This is a genomic window from Nonomuraea coxensis DSM 45129, from assembly GCF_019397265.1.
Taxonomy (GTDB): domain Bacteria; phylum Actinomycetota; class Actinomycetes; order Streptosporangiales; family Streptosporangiaceae; genus Nonomuraea; species Nonomuraea coxensis.
On the sequence record NZ_CP068985.1, the window covers coordinates 8,976,214 to 8,992,908 of the forward strand.

17 protein-coding genes are annotated in these 16,695 nt (G+C 73.5%); 9 read left to right on the plus strand and 8 right to left on the minus strand.

Going from position 1 to position 16,695, the window contains the following annotated elements; genetic code table 11:
• Positions 1 to 29 precede the first annotated feature (29 nt).
• Positions 30 to 416, plus strand: a complete 387-nt coding sequence (locus tag Nocox_RS42115) for an SCO5389 family protein (protein ID WP_020542984.1) — start codon at positions 30 to 32, stop codon at positions 414 to 416.
• Here the strand turns inward: Nocox_RS42115 and Nocox_RS42120 are convergent.
• Genes Nocox_RS42120 through Nocox_RS42130 form a run of 3 tightly spaced genes read right to left on the minus strand, consistent with a single transcriptional unit; the run spans position 385 to position 3,202 of the window.
• Positions 385 to 1,467: an LLM class flavin-dependent oxidoreductase gene (locus Nocox_RS42120; RefSeq protein ID WP_020542985.1), complete on the minus strand. Its 1,083-nt coding sequence runs from the start codon at positions 1,465 to 1,467 to the stop codon at positions 385 to 387. The genes Nocox_RS42115 and Nocox_RS42120 overlap by 32 nt on opposite strands.
• A 43-nt stretch (positions 1,468 to 1,510) precedes the next feature.
• Positions 1,511 to 2,182, minus strand: coding sequence for a ribonuclease HII (locus Nocox_RS42125; RefSeq protein WP_020542986.1), 672 nt, complete (start codon positions 2,180 to 2,182; stop codon positions 1,511 to 1,513).
• A gap of 18 nt (positions 2,183 to 2,200) precedes the next feature.
• Positions 2,201 to 3,202, minus strand: coding sequence for a LysR family transcriptional regulator (locus Nocox_RS42130; protein WP_033408936.1), 1,002 nt, complete (start codon positions 3,200 to 3,202; stop codon positions 2,201 to 2,203).
• A gap of 79 nt (positions 3,203 to 3,281) precedes the next feature.
• On the opposite strand from Nocox_RS42130, the gene Nocox_RS42135 reads away from it, so the two are divergent.
• The 3 genes from Nocox_RS42135 to Nocox_RS42145 all read left to right on the plus strand — a co-directional run bounded on the left by Nocox_RS42135 (position 3,282) and on the right by Nocox_RS42145 (position 8,526).
• The gene (locus Nocox_RS42135) at positions 3,282 to 4,517 is read left to right on the plus strand and encodes a pyridoxal phosphate-dependent aminotransferase (RefSeq protein ID WP_020542988.1); all 1,236 of its coding nucleotides are present in this window, start codon (positions 3,282 to 3,284) and stop codon (positions 4,515 to 4,517) included.
• A gap of 181 nt (positions 4,518 to 4,698) precedes the next feature.
• On the plus strand, positions 4,699 to 5,343 hold the full coding sequence (locus Nocox_RS42140; RefSeq protein WP_020542989.1) for a GNAT family N-acetyltransferase: 645 nt from the start codon (positions 4,699 to 4,701) through the stop codon (positions 5,341 to 5,343).
• Between the two features lie 159 nt (positions 5,344 to 5,502).
• Positions 5,503 to 8,526, plus strand: a complete 3,024-nt coding sequence (locus Nocox_RS42145; protein WP_020542990.1) for an AfsR/SARP family transcriptional regulator — start codon at positions 5,503 to 5,505, stop codon at positions 8,524 to 8,526.
• A 277-nt stretch (positions 8,527 to 8,803) separates the two neighbouring features.
• On the opposite strand, the gene Nocox_RS42150 is transcribed toward Nocox_RS42145, so the two are convergent.
• Positions 8,804 to 10,210, minus strand: coding sequence for a DUF7059 domain-containing protein (locus Nocox_RS42150; RefSeq protein ID WP_020542991.1), 1,407 nt, complete (start codon positions 10,208 to 10,210; stop codon positions 8,804 to 8,806).
• Between the two features lie 152 nt (positions 10,211 to 10,362).
• Here Nocox_RS42150 and Nocox_RS42155 point away from each other — a divergent pair, with 152 nt between their 5' ends.
• On the plus strand, positions 10,363 to 10,665 hold the full coding sequence (locus tag Nocox_RS42155) for a hypothetical protein (protein WP_026214301.1): 303 nt from the start codon (positions 10,363 to 10,365) through the stop codon (positions 10,663 to 10,665).
• Positions 10,666 to 10,672: 7 nt separating this feature from the next.
• On the opposite strand, the gene Nocox_RS42160 is transcribed toward Nocox_RS42155, so the two are convergent.
• The 3 genes from Nocox_RS42160 to Nocox_RS42170 all read right to left on the minus strand — a co-directional run bounded on the left by Nocox_RS42160 (position 10,673) and on the right by Nocox_RS42170 (position 12,799).
• A complete protein-coding gene (locus tag Nocox_RS42160) occupies positions 10,673 to 11,629 on the minus strand; it encodes a 2-hydroxyacid dehydrogenase (protein WP_033408939.1) in 957 nt (318 codons plus the stop codon).
• Positions 11,630 to 11,690: 61 nt separating this feature from the next.
• Positions 11,691 to 12,287 (minus strand): TetR/AcrR family transcriptional regulator, encoded by a 597-nt coding sequence (locus tag Nocox_RS42165; RefSeq protein WP_020542994.1) that lies wholly within the window; start codon positions 12,285 to 12,287, stop codon positions 11,691 to 11,693.
• Positions 12,284 to 12,799, minus strand: a complete 516-nt coding sequence (locus Nocox_RS42170) for a GNAT family N-acetyltransferase (protein ID WP_020542995.1) — start codon at positions 12,797 to 12,799, stop codon at positions 12,284 to 12,286. The genes Nocox_RS42165 and Nocox_RS42170 overlap by 4 nt, the downstream gene beginning before the upstream one ends.
• A gap of 59 nt (positions 12,800 to 12,858) precedes the next feature.
• Between Nocox_RS42170 and Nocox_RS42175 the strand changes: the two genes are divergently transcribed.
• From Nocox_RS42175 to Nocox_RS42190, 4 genes are all read left to right on the plus strand, one after another.
• Entirely contained in the window at positions 12,859 to 13,326 is a 468-nt protein-coding gene (locus Nocox_RS42175) for a winged helix-turn-helix transcriptional regulator (RefSeq protein WP_020542996.1), read from the plus strand.
• 52 nt (positions 13,327 to 13,378) lie between these two features.
• On the plus strand, positions 13,379 to 14,182 hold the full coding sequence (locus Nocox_RS42180; protein WP_020542997.1) for an SURF1 family cytochrome oxidase biogenesis protein: 804 nt from the start codon (positions 13,379 to 13,381) through the stop codon (positions 14,180 to 14,182).
• A 9-nt stretch (positions 14,183 to 14,191) separates the two neighbouring features.
• Positions 14,192 to 14,935: a tyrosine-protein phosphatase gene (locus Nocox_RS42185; RefSeq protein ID WP_020542998.1), complete on the plus strand. Its 744-nt coding sequence runs from the start codon at positions 14,192 to 14,194 to the stop codon at positions 14,933 to 14,935.
• A 192-nt stretch (positions 14,936 to 15,127) separates the two neighbouring features.
• A complete protein-coding gene (locus Nocox_RS42190) occupies positions 15,128 to 16,324 on the plus strand; it encodes an amidohydrolase family protein (protein ID WP_026214303.1) in 1,197 nt (398 codons plus the stop codon).
• Here Nocox_RS42190 and Nocox_RS42195 read toward each other — a convergent pair.
• Positions 16,321 to 16,671, minus strand: a complete 351-nt coding sequence (locus Nocox_RS42195; protein WP_246649700.1) for a YkvA family protein — start codon at positions 16,669 to 16,671, stop codon at positions 16,321 to 16,323. The two genes, Nocox_RS42190 and Nocox_RS42195, sit on opposite strands and share 4 nt — an antisense overlap.
• Positions 16,672 to 16,695: the final 24 nt, after the last annotated feature.

A 16,695-nucleotide genomic window follows, 5' to 3' on the forward strand; every position in this document is an offset into this window, starting at 1 on the left:
GATGACCCCCTTCGAGAGGAGAAAGCAGCATGTCGCTGACCGTTCCGAACGATCTGCTCGACCAGGCCAGGACCGGTGAGATCGACGACGCCGCGTTCGTCGCGTGCGTACGCGACTCCCTGCCCTACGCGTGGTCGCTGATCAGCGAGCTGGTCAAGGAGCGTGAGCACAGCGGGGCCGACTTCGCCGACAACCAGGTGCCGCCGCCGTCCGAGGAGGCCCGCGGCCAGCTCCTGCGCTGCCTGGCGAGCGATTCCATGCGCGGCGCGCTGGAGCGTCACTTCGGGGTGCGGCTGGCCTTCCAGAACTGCCACCGGGTCGCCGTCTTCGACCCCGCGGCCACGAAGGCGCTGGCCGAGTTCGTCACCCCGAGGGCACAGATCCTCAACCAGAAACCGGAGCTGGTGGACTGCTGAGGTCCCCGGACGGCGAGCCGGCCCCGCCCGGCTCGCCGGAGCCCTCCGGCGTGCCGCCGCGCAGCAGCGGCAGCACCTCGGCCCCGAACCTGCGGATGTTCTCCAGCGTCCGCCGGTGCTCACCGATGCCCTCCACCAGCAGGATGACGTGCCCGATCCCGGTGCGTTCCGCAGTGCGCAGGATCGTCTCGGCGCAGTGCTCGGGCGAGCCCACCGGGTGGATGCGGGTGAGCAGGTCCACATACGCGCCGACGTCCCGCGACGGGCGCGGCCGGCCGTCCACCGGCCGGTAACCCGCCAGGCCGGGGCCGAGCCAGCGGGGCATCGACTCCTTCAGCTCGCGCACCGCCCGCGCGGTGGAGTCGGCGACGTGCCCGACGGCCGCCGCCACGTGCCGGACCCTACGGGCCCGCTCCCCGCCTGCGGCCGCGTGCTTCTCGTACGCGGCGACCGCCGCGGCCTTCTCCTCGTCGCCGACGTGCAGCCCGAGCAGCATCGGCAGGCCGCGCGCCGCGGCCAGCGCCACGCTCGCCGGCGACGTGCAGGCGACCACCGGGCGCAGGGGGGCGCGCGGCACGACGCGCACCTCGCGGAAGCGGAAGAACTCCCCGTCGGCGGCCACCCGTTCGCCCGAGAGCGCGGCGAGCAGCAGGTCCAGCGACTCCGCGAAGCCGCGCTCGTAACGCTCCAGCCCCGTGCCGAACACCTCCAGGTCCACCCACGGCCCGCCCCGGCCCACGCCCAGCGTGAACCGCCCGCCGGACAGGTGGTGCAGCATCGCGGCCTGCTCGGCCAGCGCCACCGGGTGCTGCGTGGACAGCACGCTCACCGCCGTGCCGAGGCCGATGCGCGTGGTACGGCCCGCCGCGACGGCCATCAGCGTGGTCGCCGACGGGCACACCCCGTACGACATGAAGTGGTGCTCGGCCACCCAGGCGTCGTCGAAGCCCGCCTCCTCGGCCGCGACGACCAGCTCGACCGCGTCGGCCAGCACCCGCCCGGCCTCCCGGCCGGGGAACTGCGCGGCGACGACGAAGATGCCTGTGCGCACGCCCCCGATGATGACCGATCAGCCGGGGCCCGCCCAGCCTCGTTCAGCCGAAGAGCGCGGCCTGGCCCTCGCCGGCCAGCGGGTCGCGATGCCGCTTGAGGTGCCGCCACTGCGGCAGGTCGTCCAGGTAGGACCACGACAGCCGGTGGTGGACGGTGGGGCCGAGGCGGGCGAGGGCCTCCTGGTGGAGCGGCGAGGGGTAGCCGGCGTTGTCGGCGAAGCCGTAGTCGTCGCAGCCGAGCGCCGCCATGTGGGCGTCGCGCCGCACCTTGGCCAGCACCGACGCCGCCGCCACCGACACGCTGGCCGCGTCGCCCCTGACCTCCAGCCGCACCGGCCAGGGAGCGCCGATGTAGTCGTGCTTGCCGTCGAGGATCACCGCGTCGGGGCGGACCGGCAGCGCCTCCAGGGCGCGGCGGGCGGCCCTGCGCAGCGCCTCGGTCATGCCGAGCGTGTCGATCTCCTCGTGCGTGGCCTCGCCGAAGCCGATGCCGGCCGCCCAGGCGGCCACCTCGGCGGCGAGCGGCCCGCGCCGGGCGGGGGTGAGCTGCTTGGAGTCGGTCAGCCCCGCCGGGGGCTCGGACAGGTCGGTGACGACCGCGCAGACGGTGACCGGGCCGGCCCACGCGCCCCGGCCCACCTCGTCCACGCCCGCGACCGTGCGGACGCTGGGCTGGGCGAGCAGGAGCTGCTCGATGTCGTACGTCGGCGCCATGGCAGCAGACGCTACCGCTCATTCCCCGAGCGGGCTGCCGAGATGGCTGTCGAAGGAGCCGCCGTCCGGCGCGTCGCCCGGCCTCTGCCGTTCGGCGGCCCGCACCGGGTCCAGGTCGGCGGCGATGTAGCGGGCGGCCACGTGGATCGCGCGCAACGTCACCGACACCGACGGCCGGTGCACGCTGGAACCCCGGGCGACCGCGTGCACGTCGCGGCCGACGGGGTTGCCGGGGATCGGCCGTACGGCGAGCCCGCGCACGCCGGCCGCGAGCGCGAGCGCGGGCACGGCGGCGATGCCGATGCCCTTGGCGACGAGCGACAGGATGGTGGTCAGCCCTTCGAACTCCCACGGCGTGGGCCGGATGCCGCCCACGTCCACCAGCAGCCGGTCCACCGCGAGGCGCGACGGCTCGCCGTCGGGCGTCGCCATCCACGGCTCGTCGCGCAGCTCCCGCAGGTCGAGCGGCACGTCGGGGTCGGCCAGGCGGTGCCGGCGCGGCACGACCAGCACCAGCGGGTCGCGCAGCAGCGGGAAGACGCGCAGGCTGTCGCTGTCGCGGACCCGGCCGTACCAGTCGTCGACGAGGGCGATGTCCACCTCGCCTGAGCGCACCTCGCGCATGCCGCGCCCGGAGCGGGCCTGGCCGAGCCGCAGGGTGAGGCCGGTGTGGCGGCGCAGCGAGCGGGCCAGCGCGGGCGCGAAGGCCACCGCCGCCGTGGGGAAGGCGGTCACCACGACCCGCCCTGACGGGGTGCCGGCGTGCGCCGACAGGTCGGACTCGGCCTCCTCGACCATGGACAGGATGCGCTCGGCGTGCGTGACCAGCCGGCGGCCGGCGTCGGTCAGCTCGGCGCTGCGCGCGGTGCGGTCGATGAGCGCGGTGCCGGCCTCGCGTTCGAGCGCCTGGAGCTGCTGCGAGACGGCTGAGGGGCTGTAGCCGAGCGCGGCGGCGGCCGCCGCGATGCTGCCCCGGCGAGCGAACTCGCAAATCAGGGCCAATCGCCGCAATTCGAGCATCAGACTTCCTTACGCCCACCCACGAAAAGCCTCGCTTGTGGTGATGCCTTCATCCAATCACGCTGGGAACGTGACAGCCATGACGGTTACCCTGTCCGCCACCCTGGCGGCCAACGAGGACATCGAGCGAAGACGGCGCGCCGGGGAGCGCGTGCTCCACCTGGCCTTCGGCGAGGCGGGGCTGCCCGTCCACCCGGCGCTGCGCGACCGGCTGGCCGCCGCCTCCGAGCACAACGGCTACGGGCCGGTCGCCGGCGCGGCCGCGCTGCGGGAGTCGGCGGCGGGCTACTGGGCGCGGCGCGGGCTCCGTACCGACCCCGAGCTGGTCGTCTGCGGGCCGGGCAGCAAGTCCCTGCTCTACGGCCTGCTGCTCGCGATCGGCGGCGACATCGTGCTGCCCATGCCGAGCTGGGTCAGCTACGCCGCGCAGGCCGACCTCGTCGGGTCCCGTCCCATCCTGGTGCCCGCACCGCCGGGAGAGGGCGGCGTGCCCGACCCCGAGCGGGTCGCCGCCGAGGTGCGCGCCGCCCGCGCGGCCGGCCGGACCGTCAGCTCCGTGCTGGTCACGCTGCCGGACAACCCGACCGGCCGGCTGGCCTCGCCGGAGAGCGTCGCCCGCCTGGTGGAGGTGGCGCGGGAGCTCGACCTGACGATCATCTCGGACGAGATCTACCGCGACCTGGTGCACGACCCCGCGCTCCCCTACGCCTCGCCGGCCGACCTCGCGCCCGAACGCACGGTGATCACCACGGGGCTGAGCAAGAGCCTGGCGCTCGGCGGCTGGCGGATCGGGGTGGCCCGGCTGCCCACGGGCACGCACGCGCTGCGCGGCAAGCTGCTGGCCGTGGCGAGCGAGATCTGGTCCGCGCCGGCCGCTCCCGTGCAGGAGGCCGCGGCCTACGCCTTCGGCGAGCCGGAGGAACTGGTGGAACGGGTGACGCTCAGCCGCCGGCTGCACGGCACGCTCGCGCGCGCGGTGCACGAGCGCTTCGCCGCCGCCGGGGCCCTGGTGCCGGAGCCGCAGGGCGGCTTCTACCTCTACCCCGACCTCGGCCCCCTCGGGCCGGGCGGCTCGGCCGAGGTGACCAAGCTGCTGCTGGAGGAGCACGGCATCGGCGTGCTGCCGGGGCACGCCTTCGGCGACGACCCGGCCGCGGCCCGCGTACGGGTGGCCGTCAGCCTGCTCTACGGCTCCTCGCCCGAGCAGCGGATGACCGCTCTGACCAGCGACGACCCGCTCCGGCTCCCCTGGATCGCGGACAGCCTCGACCACCTTTCCCGCGGCCTGGCGGACCTCGCCCTCGCCCGCGCGTGAACCGGGCCGGGCCACCGGCCCGCCACCATGTCACGGTTAGGCGAATTTCTCCCCAAGAGCGGGTTGAACGTCCCCCAAAAGGGGCCTCTGACCTGGGAAAACAGTCCACTCACGGAAACCCGGGAAAGATCTTCCCAAGGGCATGGTCACACGCACCCCGCGCACCCCTCATCATGTGCACATGCCCGCTCTTGTCACCTTGTCCGGGCGCCTCGTGCGCCTGGAGCCTCTCAGCCTCGCGGCGGTCGATGACCTCGTCGCCGCGGCGAGTGAAGACCGTGCCACGTACGCCTTCACTCGCGTCCCGGACGGCCGGGACGAGATGGTCTCCTATGTGGAGGCCGCCATGGCTGAGCAGGCGGAGGGCCGCACGCTGCCCTTCGCCATCCGGTGGCTGAACACCGACCGCGTGGTCGGTGCCACCCGTCTCATGCACCTGGAGTATTGGCAGGGCCCCATGCCCTGGCCTCCGGGTACGCGCGGCGCGGTGGGCGACATCCCGTCCGTGGCGGACATCGGTTACACCTGGCTGGGCGCGAGCGCCCAGGGCACGGGTGTCAACCGGGAGAGCAAGTTCCTCATGCTCTCGCACGCCTTCGAGACCTGGGACGTCCACCGCATCACTCTCAAAGCAGACGTACGCAACACCAAGTCCCGGGCCGCCATCGAGGCCCTCGGCGCACACTTCGACGGGGTGCGGCGAGCGGACAGCCGAGGCGCCGACAACACGGTCCGAGATACCGCGTTCTACTCGATACTGAACTCCGAATGGCCGCTCGTCCGCGAGCGTCTGCTCAGCCGGATGGGACTGTTCGAGGCAGCCTGAGTCTCCGTTCACCGCGGCCCCGCCCACACGACCGGGCGGGGCCTGTATTTTTTCGGCCCCGCCCGCGCTCTGCATGAGGGCGTACTCGATCTAGGTGACGACCGAACATCGATCTATCATTTGGTAACAAAACGTTCCATTGGCTGGGAGACAGACGGCATGGCTGGTCAGAGCGGTGAAGGCGGCCTGTGGTTCGCCGTCCTCGGTCCTGTCCGCGCGTGGCGGGACGGCCAGGAGCTCGACCTGGGCACCCCGCTCCAGCGGTCCATCCTCGGGATGCTGCTGCTGCGCGAGGGCCGCGCGGTCACTCCCAACGAGATGATCGACGCCGTGTGGGGCGAGGACGCGCCGCCGCGGGCCCTCGGCGCGCTGCGCACCTACGTCTCCAGGCTCCGCACCGTGCTCGAACCCGACCGGGTCGCCCGCTCCCGACCCGAACTGCTGACCTCCATCGGCCGCGGCTACGCGCTGCGCCTGCCCGACGACGCCCTCGACCTGACCCGCTTCGAGCGGCGCATCGCCGAGGCCGAGACCGCGCGCAGGGCCGGCCGCCCGCGCGAGGCCGCCGACGGCCTGCGCGCCGCGCTCGCCCTGTTCGAGGGCGAGCCGCTGGCCGGCACCGTCGGCCCGTACGCCGAGCACCAGCGCGACCGCCTGGCCGAGCGCCGCCTCAGCGTCGTCGAGACCCTCATGGACGTCGACCTGGAGCTCGGCGACCACGCCTCGGTCGTCTCCGAGCTGATCGCGCTCACCGCCGACCACCCGCTGCGCGAGCGGCTGCGCGCCCAGCTCATGCTGGCCCTCTACCGGTGCGGCCGGCAGGGCGACGCGCTCAACGTCTTCACCGAGACCCGCGAGGCGCTGATCGACGAGCTGGGCATCGAGCCCGGCCCCGAGCTGGCCGCGCTCCACCAGCGCATCCTGACCGCCGACCCCGCCCTCGCCCTGCCCCCGGTCCCCGCCGAGGAGCCCGGGTCCGCGAGGTCCGCCGACGGGGCCGGCGAGGAGCCCCAGCCCGGCGAGGAGGAGCCGCCCGCGGCCCCCGAGCTGCCGAGGCCCGCCCAGCTCCCCGCCGCGGTCACCGACTTCACCGGCCGCAAGGAGCAGGCCACCCGGCTGCGCTCGCTGCTGTCCACCGCCTCCGCCGAGGGCCTGCCCCTGGTGGCGATCTCCGGCATCGGCGGCGTCGGCAAGACCACGCTCGCCGTGCACGTCGCCCACCAGGTGGACGAGATCTTCCCCGACGGCCAGCTCTACGCCGACCTGCGCGGCTACGGCGACGGCGCGACCGCGCCGGAGTCCGCCCTCGGCGGCTTCCTGCGCGCGCTCGGCATCCCGCCGGACGTCATCCCCGACGGCCTCGCCGAGCGCTCGGCCCTCTACCGCTCGCTCCTCGCCGAGCGGCGCGTCCTGGTGCTGCTCGACAACGCCCACGACGCCGACCAGGTCAGCCCGCTGCTGCCGGGCTCCCCCGGCTGCGCCGCGATCGTGACCAGCCGGGTCAAGCTGGCCGACCTGCCCGCCGCCCGGCTCGTGGACCTCGACGTGATGGAGCCGGACGAGGCCCTGTCGCTGTTCGCCGCCGTCGCGGGGCCCGAGCGCGTCGCGGCCGAGCACGGCGCCGCCATGGACGTCGTCGCCGCCTGCGGGTTCCTGCCGCTCGCGGTGCGCATCGTGGCCGCCCGCCTGGCCGCCCGCCCGTCCTGGACGGTCGCCTCGCTGGCGCCCCGCCTGGCCGACGAGCAGCGCCGCCTCGACGAGATGCGGGTCGGCAACCTGGCCGTCGAGGCCACCTTCGCGCTCGGCTACGGCCAGCTCGCGCCCGCGCAGGCCCGCGCGTTCCGGCTGCTGTCGCTGCCGAGCGGGCCCGACATCTCCTCGGAGGCCGCGGCGGCGGTGCTGGCGCTGCCCGCGTACGAGACCGAGGCGCTGCTGGAGTCGCTGGTGGACGCCAGCCTCCTGGAGGCCCCCGGCCCCGGCCGCTACCGCTACCACGACCTGCTGAGGCTGTTCGCCCGCCGCGAGCTGGACAAGGCCGAGCGGCCCGAGGCGCTGGCCCTCGCGCTGGGCCGGCTGCTCGGCTTCTACCTGGCCTCCGCCCAGTCGGCGCACCGGCTGGCCTACGAGGGCAGCGCCATCGCCGACAACCTGGCGGTGACCGGCACCGGCCGTACGTTCACCACGGTCGACGAGGCCGTGGCGTGGCTGATCGCCGAGGGCGACTCGCTGTTCGCCGCCATCGGCCAGACCGCCGCCTCCGCCCGCGCGGGCGAGCAGTTGCTGCCCGCCGGCGACCTGCTGGTGGCGATGGAGCCGCTGCTGGAGTCCGGCACCCACACCCGCGAGTTCGACCAGGGCACCAGGGCGGTGCTGGCGGCCGCGCTGCGGATCGGCGACCCCGGCAGCGAGCTGCGCTCCCGCTACGTGCTGGGCCGGGTGCTGTTCGCCGCCAACCGGCTGCGCGAGGCCGAGGAGCAGTTCCGGCGGGTGCGCGAGCTGTCGGCCGAGCGCGCCGAGAAGGTCGTCACCGGCGAGGTGCTCAACGCCCTGGCCGTGGTCGTCGGCCGGCAGCGCAGGCACGCCGAGGCGCTGGCGCTGTTCGAGGCGGCCATGACCTGGTATCGCGAGAACGGCGTGCCCGCCGGCGAGGCGCTGGTGCTCAGCTACTCCGCCCGCGACCACCTGGGCCTCGGCCGGCCCGACGACGCCATCGCGGCGGCCGAGAAGGGCCTGGCGATCTTCACCGAGATGGGCAGCGGCGCCGGCACCGCCCGCGCCCGCTACCACCTCGGCATCGTGCTGTCGCGGGTGGGCCGCCTCACCGAGGCCGTCCACCACCACGCCGAGTGCCTGGCCTTCTTCCGGGCCAGCAAGCAGCGGGTCTGGGAGCAGCGGGTGTGCTCACGCCTGGCCGAGACGTTCATCACCGCCGAACGCTATCCGGAGGCCGTCCGCCACGCCGAGCAGGCCCTCGTCGTCTCCCGCGACATCGGCCACCCCTACGGCGAGGCGCTGTCGCTGACCGTGCTCGGCAAGGCCCTGCGCGGGCTCGGCGACCTCTCCAGGAGCCTCGCCTGCCTGCGGCAGGCGTACGACGTCTTCTCCCGGCTCGGCGCCCCCGAGGCCGGCGATCTCAAGGTCCTGCTGGACGGCGTGCCCCACGGCGCCGTCGTCGAGACCTGAGTACAGCTCGTCGTCCAGACGTGTCATCCACACATGGTTGATCAAGGCTGTCCTCGGCATTCACGATCGGCGCTCGTGATCGGCTGATGAGCAGCCCGGCCGGTCATCCTCACCGCCGCGCTTCGCTAGGGGGCCCGGTCATCCGGATGCTCCACGCGACGGCCAGCCGCCTCACTGTCAGACGACCGGCCGGACCCGACACGGCCCTCGAACCCCCCAGGTCCGTGTCGTAGGTCACAGTCTTCACTCGGGGAGTCAACGTCCGATCAATGCCGGATCAAAGCAGGAAATAGCCCTCCGCGATGAGCGGCCTGATGGCGTCGGCGTCCGGCATCTCACCCTGTCCGACCAGCTCGGCGATCACGTTGAGCAGCGGGCCGAGGGCCAGCTCGCCGTCGCACACGCCCGCCAGCGCGGCCTCCACGGTGCCGACCTCCCTGCTGCGCCGCAGACCCTGCGTCTGGCGCAGCACGATGCGGATCGGGTCCTCCGCGCCGGGCAGGCCGACGCGCTCGTCGAGCAGGCCGACGGCGGTGCGCAGCCGGGCCGAGTCGAGGGCGGGCGTGCGGTGGGCGGCGGCGATCGCGTCGAGCACGTCGTCGACGTAGTCACCGACCGGGAGCACGACCTGGTGGTCGAGGTGCTCCACGCGGACGACCGGATCGAGGCTGCCGGACGCGCGCATGGTGATCCAGCCGAAGCCGATGCCCTCGACCTTGTGCTCGTCGAACCAGGACAGCCATTGGTCGTAGAGCTCGGTGTAGCGGGGGGTGCCCTGCCGGGCGGCGTCACGCAGCCACAGCTCGACGTATTCGGCCGGGTCCTGGACGTCGCGCTGCACCACCCAGCCGTCGCAGCCGGTCTCGCGCAGCCAGCCGCCCACCCGGTCGTGCCAGTCCTCGCCCTCGACGTGCAGCCAGTTGGCCAGGAAGTGAGCCTGGCCACCGGGGTTGAGGTGGCGGGGCGTGCGGCGGACCAGCTCGCGGCAGAAGGCGTCGCCGGCCTCGCCCGACTCGCGGTAGGTCAGCTTCCCCTCGCCGCCGGGCGCGATGACGAACGGCGGATTGCTCACGATCAGGTCGAACCGCTCGTCCTCGACCGGGTCGTACAGGGAGCCCGTCCGCGCCTCCACGCCCTCGACGCCGGACAGCGCCCAGCTCAGCCGGGCCAGCTCCAGGGCGCGCGGGTTGAGGTCGGTGGCGACGACCCGCTCGGCCCGCCCGGCGAGGTGCAGCACCTGGACGCCGCAGCCGGTGCCGAGGTCGAGCGCGCTGCCCACCGGGCGGCGGGTGGCGAGCTGGGCCAGGTTGGCCGAGGCCCCGCCGGCCCCCACGACGTGGTCGGGCCGCAGCGGCGGGTCGCCGGGCCGCACCTTGCGGTCGGAGACGAGGTAGCCGCCGGTCTCCCAGGGCTGCAGGTGGACCGTCGCCCGCACCTCGCCGTCGCCGGCCTCCTCGACCAGGCCAGAGTCCAGGACCTCCGGGCCGAGCGCCGCGGCGGGGACGGGGACCCCGAGCCACCACAGCCTGATCAGCGTCGCCAGGGGGTCGCCGCCGGCGGTCGCGCGCAGGGCGGGCACCAGCTCCTCGCGGGCCAGGGCCGAGGCGGCCATGCTGCCGAGCCGTTCGCGTACGCCGTCGATCGTGTAGCCGGTGTCGAGGAGGAGTTGGCGCAGTCGTTCCACCCGCCCATCCTTTCACCGTGGGCGCATGGGCATGATCCGACACCGTCAGTGCCCATACTGTTACACAAGTACCCAACCGAACTGCAAGCGATGGGCAAGCGGGGCGCGGTATCTCTAGGGTGCACGGTACGACTCCCTTAGGAGTGGGTCTCATGCTGATCCCTTGTTTGGCCTGCGAGTCCCGCTTCGCGCCCGACGAGTACTTCAACGCCTGCTCCGACTACAACCGCGGCCTCGACCTGGTGTCCTGGACGTGCCCTCGCTGCGGCAACCACGACGACCTGCGGGTGCTGCCCGGCGAGCTGGGCTTCGGCTATCCGCACCGCGGGCGGTTCGACGTGCACGACCGGGTGCGGGTGCCCGGGCTGCGCCGCCAGCGGGGCGAGCTGCGGCTGGACATCTCTTTGGAGCGCTCCAGCTGGCGCGTCCACACCCGGTTGCGCCAGCCCGTCTGACGGGGGCTCAGGCCGGCCGGGCGAACGGCACGCCCGGCGCCTCGCCGCTCAGCACCCGCTCGATGTCGGCCACCAGCGCCTCGGCCAGCTCCTCGCGCGTCTCCCCGGTGGCCTCGCCGAGCCGGGGCGTCAGCACCACGTTCGGCAGCTTGATCAGCGGATGCGACGGATCCAGCCACTCACCCTCAAAATGGTCGAGGCCGGCGCCGCCCACCTGCCCCAGGCGCAGCGCCTCCACCAGGGCGGTCAGGTCGTGCAGCGCGCCGCGCGAGGTGTTGAGGTAGATCGCGCCCGGCCGCATCGCGCCGAACTCGGCGTAGCCGAACATGCCGCGCGTCTCGGCGGTCAGCGGCACGTGCAGCGAGACCACGTCGGACTCGGCGAGCAGCGCGGCGAAGGTGTGGGTGGCCGCGGCGACGCCGGGGTCGCAGGCGATCACCCGCATGCCGAGCCCCTCGCACCGCCAGCGCATGGCCTCGCCGACCCGGCCGAGCCCGATGATGCCGAGCGTGCGGCCGGCGAGCCGGCGTCCGCGATGGCGCTGGGAGGGGGGCACCTTGCCGCGGTGGGCGCGGCCTCCGCGCATCTCGCCGTCGGCGGTGACGATGTGCCTGCTGACCGCGAAGAGCAGCGCCAGCGTCAGCTCGGCCACCGCGTCGGCGTCGCGGTCGCCGGCGTGCAGGACGGGGACGCCGCGCTCGGCGGCGAGGTCGAGGTCGACGCTCGTGGGCGGGCCCATGACCGCCACGACGTCGAGGTCGAGGTCGAGGACCGAGGCACGGACCTGGTCCCCGTCGGTGACGAGCACGGTGGCGCCGGTCGCGACGACCAGATCGGCCAGCCGCTCGTCGGTGAAGCCGAGGTCCGGGCGCTCGGGAACCTCGGTCAGCTCGGCCACCTCGGCCAGGCGGGCGAGCGCGCGCTCCGGCAAGGCGGGCAGGACCAGAGCCCGAGGTCGTCTCACAAGCAGCACGATAACACCACGAATCGTGCTCGCTCCCTCGCTCCCCGTATTCCGGGGAGCGTCACCCGGGGGGCTGGCGGAGGCTGTGCCAGGCGGCCTCGCCCAGCCCCTTGATCTCCTCCTCGGTCGGCGTGTGCGCCCCCGCGAACCACAGCCGGCACATCTCCTGCGCCGGGCCCAGCCACAGGACGTAGCACATGGTCGGGTGCACCGGCTGGAGCAGCCCGTTCTTCATGTGCGGCCGCCACCAGTCGGACACCTGGCGGAAGAACGCCCGCCGGGCCTCGGCGACCTCCGCCCCGCCCGGCTCCTGCTTGCGCGGGGGCCGCTCGCTGATGAGCAGCCGGGCCCGCTCGGGATGTTCGCCGGCCCAGCGCATGTGGAAGGCGACGACGGCCTCGATGCCGGCGCGCGCGTCCTCGTGCTCGGTCAGCTCCGAGAGGAAGGCCGCCTGGTAGGCGTCGAGGATCTCGGCGTAGAGGACGCCGAAGACGTGCTCTTTGCTGGCGAAGTGGTGGTAGAAGCTGCCGACGCTGACACCGCTCTCCTCGCGGAGGCTGGCCAGCGTCGTGGCCGACACCCCGTCCTGGCTGAAGCGGCGGAGGGCGCCCTCGATGATGCGGGTCCGGCCGTCGCGTCCGTTCTTGACACTCTTCACACTGTCAATGGTGTGGCAACAGAACCTTGTTCCGCAAATAGGACGGCCGGATCGATCATAGCGGTCACTTCGACCGAACCGGAGCACACCCTCATCCGGGCGTCCGGCCACACCCTGCGGACCAGCCGCAGCGCCCGGCGGTTCTCCCCCATGACGTCCATGGCGACGGTCCGCGCGCCCAGGACGAAGGCCCTGAGCAGGAGCGTACGGACCAGCCGGGGACCGAGCCCACGCCCCTGCCAGTCGTCGGTGACGACGACCGCGATCTCCACGTCGGCGGCCTCGCCCCGGTAGCTCATGGCGTGCCCGACGATCTCGCCGTCCGGCGTGGTCGCCACCAGCACGTCGCGCCGCTCGTTCACCGCGACCAGGGCGCGGATGAGGCTCGCGGCGGGCGAGGCGCAGCCGGTGAAGAAGCGCAGGGTCTGCGTGTGCAGCGACAGCCCGGTCACGAAGCGGCGGACCCGTTCCTCGTCGTCGGGCCCGGCGGGCCGGATCTGAGTTCCCAACATGGACCCAGCCTGCCCGGTCGGACCTGAGTCTGTCAATCGAACTCAGATATAATGAAAAGATGAACGTTCCCTTCCGGGTGGACAACTGCTCGATCGAGCGCACCCTGGACATCGTCGGGGAGAAATGGACCTTCCTGGTGCTGCGCGAGGCGTTCAGCGGCGTGCGGCGCTTCGCCGACATGCAGGCCATCACCGGGGCCCCCCGCCAGGTCCTCAGCGCCCGCCTGGCCCGTCTGGTGGAGGAGGGGCTGCTGCGCAAGGAGCCCTACCGCGAGCCCGGCCAGCGGCAGCGCGACGAATACCGCCTCACCGACAAGGGCCGCGACCTCTACCCGCTGCTGGTCGCGCTCATGCACTGGGGAGACAGATACCTGGCGGACGACGACGGCCCGCCCGTGCTGCTCACCCACCGCGACTGCGGCGCGCCCATCGAACTGCACTTCCGCTGTACCGACGGCCACGAGGTGACCGGGCCGCGCGAGGTCACCCCGGTGCCCGGCGCCGGCGCGCGGGCCAGAACCGCCTGATCAGGGCGAGGCGCGTACGAGGGCACCGGCAGCTTTGCCTACCCTGGAGAGCGTGTACCGGATCCTGCTGACGCGCCGATGGCTCGGGCTCACCCTGGTGGTGCTGCTCGTCATCCCCGCCTTCGTCTTCCTCGGGCGCTGGCAGTACGGGCGCTTCGAGGAGCGGTCGGCCAACAGCGAGCGGGTCACCGCCAACATCGAGGCCGCCCCGGTGCCGCTGGAGCGGCTGGCCGCCCCCGGCGGGCGGGTCGACGCCGCCGACCGGTTCCGGCGGGTGAGCGTGGCCGGCTCCTACGACCCCGCGCACGCGCTCGTCGCACGCCGCCGGCCGCAGAACGGCCGCCCCGGCTTCTACGTCCTGACCCCGCTCGTCACCGCCGACGGCACGGGCGTGCTGGTCAACCGGGGCTGGGTCCCGGCCGGCGCGACCGCCGACACCCCACCGGCCGTGCCCCCGCCGCCCGCCGGACAGGTAACTGTCACCGGCCGGCTACGGCAGAGCGAGACCACGGCGTCGTCCGGCATCCGCGAGGTCTCCGGCCTGCCGGCCGGGCAGGTGCTGCTGATCAACGCGGGGTCGATCGGCCGGCAGGTGCCGTACCGGCTGCTGGACGGCTACGTCGAGCTCATCTCCCAGGAGCCGGCCGGCACGCCGGCGCCCGAGCCGGTCCCCGCGCCCGACGTGGGCGCCGGCGGCGGGCTCAACCTCGCCTACGCCTTCCAGTGGTGGCTGTTCATCGGCGTGGCGATCGGCGGCTGGATCCTGCTCCTGCGCCGCGAGCTGGCCGAACAGCGCGACGGGCAGCGGCCCGGCACGCCCGCCGAGCCCGAGGAGGCGCGGACCCCGGCGACGTAAGGTGATGGGGTGATCCGCCACATCGAGTTCGCCAACCTCTGCAACTTCCGTGACATGGGTGGATACCCCACCGCCGACGGCCGCGCCGTCCAGTGGCAGCGGCTCTACCGGGCCGACTCGCTCGGCTGGCTCGACCGGGACGACCTGGCCGTCTTCCGCGCGCTGCGCGTGCGTACGGTCATCGACCTGCGCCACCCGTTCGAGATCGAAAGGATGGGGCGGGTCCCCGAGAGCGAGGGGCAGCGCTACCACAACCTGCCCATCGAGGGCCGCCGCTGGGACGTCAACGCCTACGACGAGGCGCTCGGCGTGGCCCGCTACCTCGCCGACCGCTACCTGGAGGTCACCGAGGACGGCGTCGCCAACCTGCGCACGGCCCTGGAGACGATCGCCGACGCCGGCAACGCGCCCGTGGTGATCCACTGCGCGGCCGGCAAGGACCGCACCGGCGTGCTGGCCGCGCTGGTGCTCTCGCTCATAGGGGTGAGCGAGGACGACATCGTGGCGGACTACGCGCTCACCGGCCTGGTCACCGAGCGCTTCATCGCCGACTGGCGGCGGCGGCACCCCGACGCGGCGCTCTGGCCGGGCTTCGGGCTCGCCCCGGCCGAGGCGATGCGCTTCTTCCTGACCGATCTGGCGGCCAGGCACGGCTCGCCCGAGCGGTACGTCTCGCAGGTCGTGGGCCTCTCCCCCGACGCGGTCGGCGAGCTGCGCCGGCACCTGCTGACTGAAACCCGGCCGCGAGGGTAGAGGGCGCCGCAGGGTCCGCGCGAGCAGCATCCTCGCCGGAACGGGCGGACCCGACCCGCCCGGGATCGTCCGGCGATCCCCCTCCCCGGCGATCCCGGGCCCGGCGAGACCCCGGCTGTCCGGCGGGTTCGGAGACCCAACGGATACGTCGCAGCTTGTTCGACGTTATCCCGTCGTCGTACGGTTACCTGCGTGACTACGCCGCTGCTCCCCGACCCTGAACCCCGGCGGCGCGACTATGTGATCATCTCAGCCGACGATCACCTGATCGAGCCGCCCGACCTCTTCGACGACCGACTGCCGGAGAAATACGCCGACGTCGCGCCCAAGGTCGTGGAGACGGAGGCGGGTCACCAGGTCTGGCGTTACGGCGGCGCCACCTACCCGTGCGCCGGCATCGACGTCGGCGCCGGCCTGCCCCGTGAGCAGTGGACGCTCGATCCGGTCCGTTTCGAGAACATGCGCCCCGGTTGTCACGACATCGAGGCCCGCGTCCAGGACATGGACGTGGCCGGCATCTGGGCCGCGCTGTGCTTCCCCGGCATGCTCGCCCAGCAGGCCGGCATGCCGTTCGCGAGGACCCGCGACCAGGAGCTCGGCCTCGCGCTGGTGCGCGCGTGGAACGACTGGCACATCGACGTGTGGGCGGGCACCTACCCCGAGCGGATCATCGGCCTGCAGCTCCCGTGGCTGCCCGACCCCGACGTGGCCGCCAAGGAGATCCGGGCCAACGCCGCGCGCGGCTTCAAGGCCGTGGTCTTCCCCGAGTTCCCCAACCGGATGCGGCTGCCGTCGATCCACACCGGCCACTGGGACCCGTTCTTCGCCGCCTGCGAGGAGACGGGCACCGTCGTGTGCCTGCACACCAGCGACTCCTCGTGGTCGCCCGTGCCCTCCCCCGACACGCCCATCGAGGCCATCACCACGCTGATGCCCACCACCGCCATGTTCGCCTGCGCCGACTGGCTGTGGTCGGGAGTGCCGCTGCGCTTCCCCTCGCTGCGCGTCCTCATCGTGGAGGGCGGCGTGGGCTGGCTGCCGCTGCTGGCCGAGCGCGCCGACTACGCCCTCGACCACCCGGTGGCGGGCGAGGCGTCCTGGGACGGCGGGCTCAAGCCGAGCGAGGTGCTGCGCCGCAACTTCTTCTTCGGCACGCGCGACGACCACGCGCTGTCGGGGGTGCGGCTCGCGGTCGGGCTCGACCACGTGCTGCAGGAGAGCGGCTATCCGCACTCCGACTCGACCTGGCCCGACACGCAGAAGGCCGTCGCGCGCAACCTCGGCCCGCTGCCGCCCGCGGACATCGCCCGGGTGGCGTACGGCAACGCGGCCCGCCTGTTCGGGCACCCGCTGCCGTCGCGGGCCTGGCTGCGCATGGAGGAGATCTAGACCTCCCCCTCCACCCTGCCGAGGATGATCCGGCGCTCGTGCTCGACGTAGCGGCCGCTCTCGCCGAGGAGGGCGGTCGCCAGCCACAGGAACACGCCGAAGTCGTCGGCGACGCCGATCAGCGTGAGGAAGTCGGGGACGATGTCGATCGGCGAGATGATGTAGACCACGCCGAGGGCGATGAGGCCGAGCCGGCCCTTGCCCATGCCGCCGTACTCTCCGCGCATCACCGCGCGCACCATGCGCGGGATGGCGCGCACCCTGGTCATCAGAGCGGGCGATCCAGGCTTGGTCACCTCGCGGTACGTGCGCCACGCCGCCGCTGCCCGTGCTGCCTTAGCCATCATGCCAACCCCCTACCCCCGGTTTTT

What these genes read in the sequence shown, in the direction of transcription:
- Nocox_RS42140 (WP_020542989.1), top strand. Translation starts at nt 4,699, where the DNA reads ATGCCCGCTCTTGTCACCTTGTCCGGGCGCCTCGTGCGCCTGGAGCCT.
- Nocox_RS42170 (WP_020542995.1), bottom strand. Translation starts at nt 12,799, where the DNA reads ATGTTGGGAACTCAGATCCGGCCCGCCGGGCCCGACGACGAGGAACGG.
- Nocox_RS42115 (WP_020542984.1), top strand. Translation starts at nt 30, where the DNA reads ATGTCGCTGACCGTTCCGAACGATCTGCTCGACCAGGCCAGGACCGGT.
- Nocox_RS42195 (WP_246649700.1), bottom strand. Translation starts at nt 16,671, where the DNA reads ATGATGGCTAAGGCAGCACGGGCAGCGGCGGCGTGGCGCACGTACCGC.
- Nocox_RS42135 (WP_020542988.1), top strand. Translation starts at nt 3,282, where the DNA reads ATGACGGTTACCCTGTCCGCCACCCTGGCGGCCAACGAGGACATCGAG.
- Nocox_RS42175 (WP_020542996.1), top strand. Translation starts at nt 12,859, where the DNA reads ATGAACGTTCCCTTCCGGGTGGACAACTGCTCGATCGAGCGCACCCTG.
- Nocox_RS42125 (WP_020542986.1), bottom strand. Translation starts at nt 2,182, where the DNA reads ATGGCGCCGACGTACGACATCGAGCAGCTCCTGCTCGCCCAGCCCAGC.
- Nocox_RS42130 (WP_033408936.1), bottom strand. Translation starts at nt 3,202, where the DNA reads ATGCTCGAATTGCGGCGATTGGCCCTGATTTGCGAGTTCGCTCGCCGG.
- Nocox_RS42145 (WP_020542990.1), top strand. Translation starts at nt 5,503, where the DNA reads ATGGCTGGTCAGAGCGGTGAAGGCGGCCTGTGGTTCGCCGTCCTCGGT.
- Nocox_RS42155 (WP_026214301.1), top strand. Translation starts at nt 10,363, where the DNA reads ATGCTGATCCCTTGTTTGGCCTGCGAGTCCCGCTTCGCGCCCGACGAG.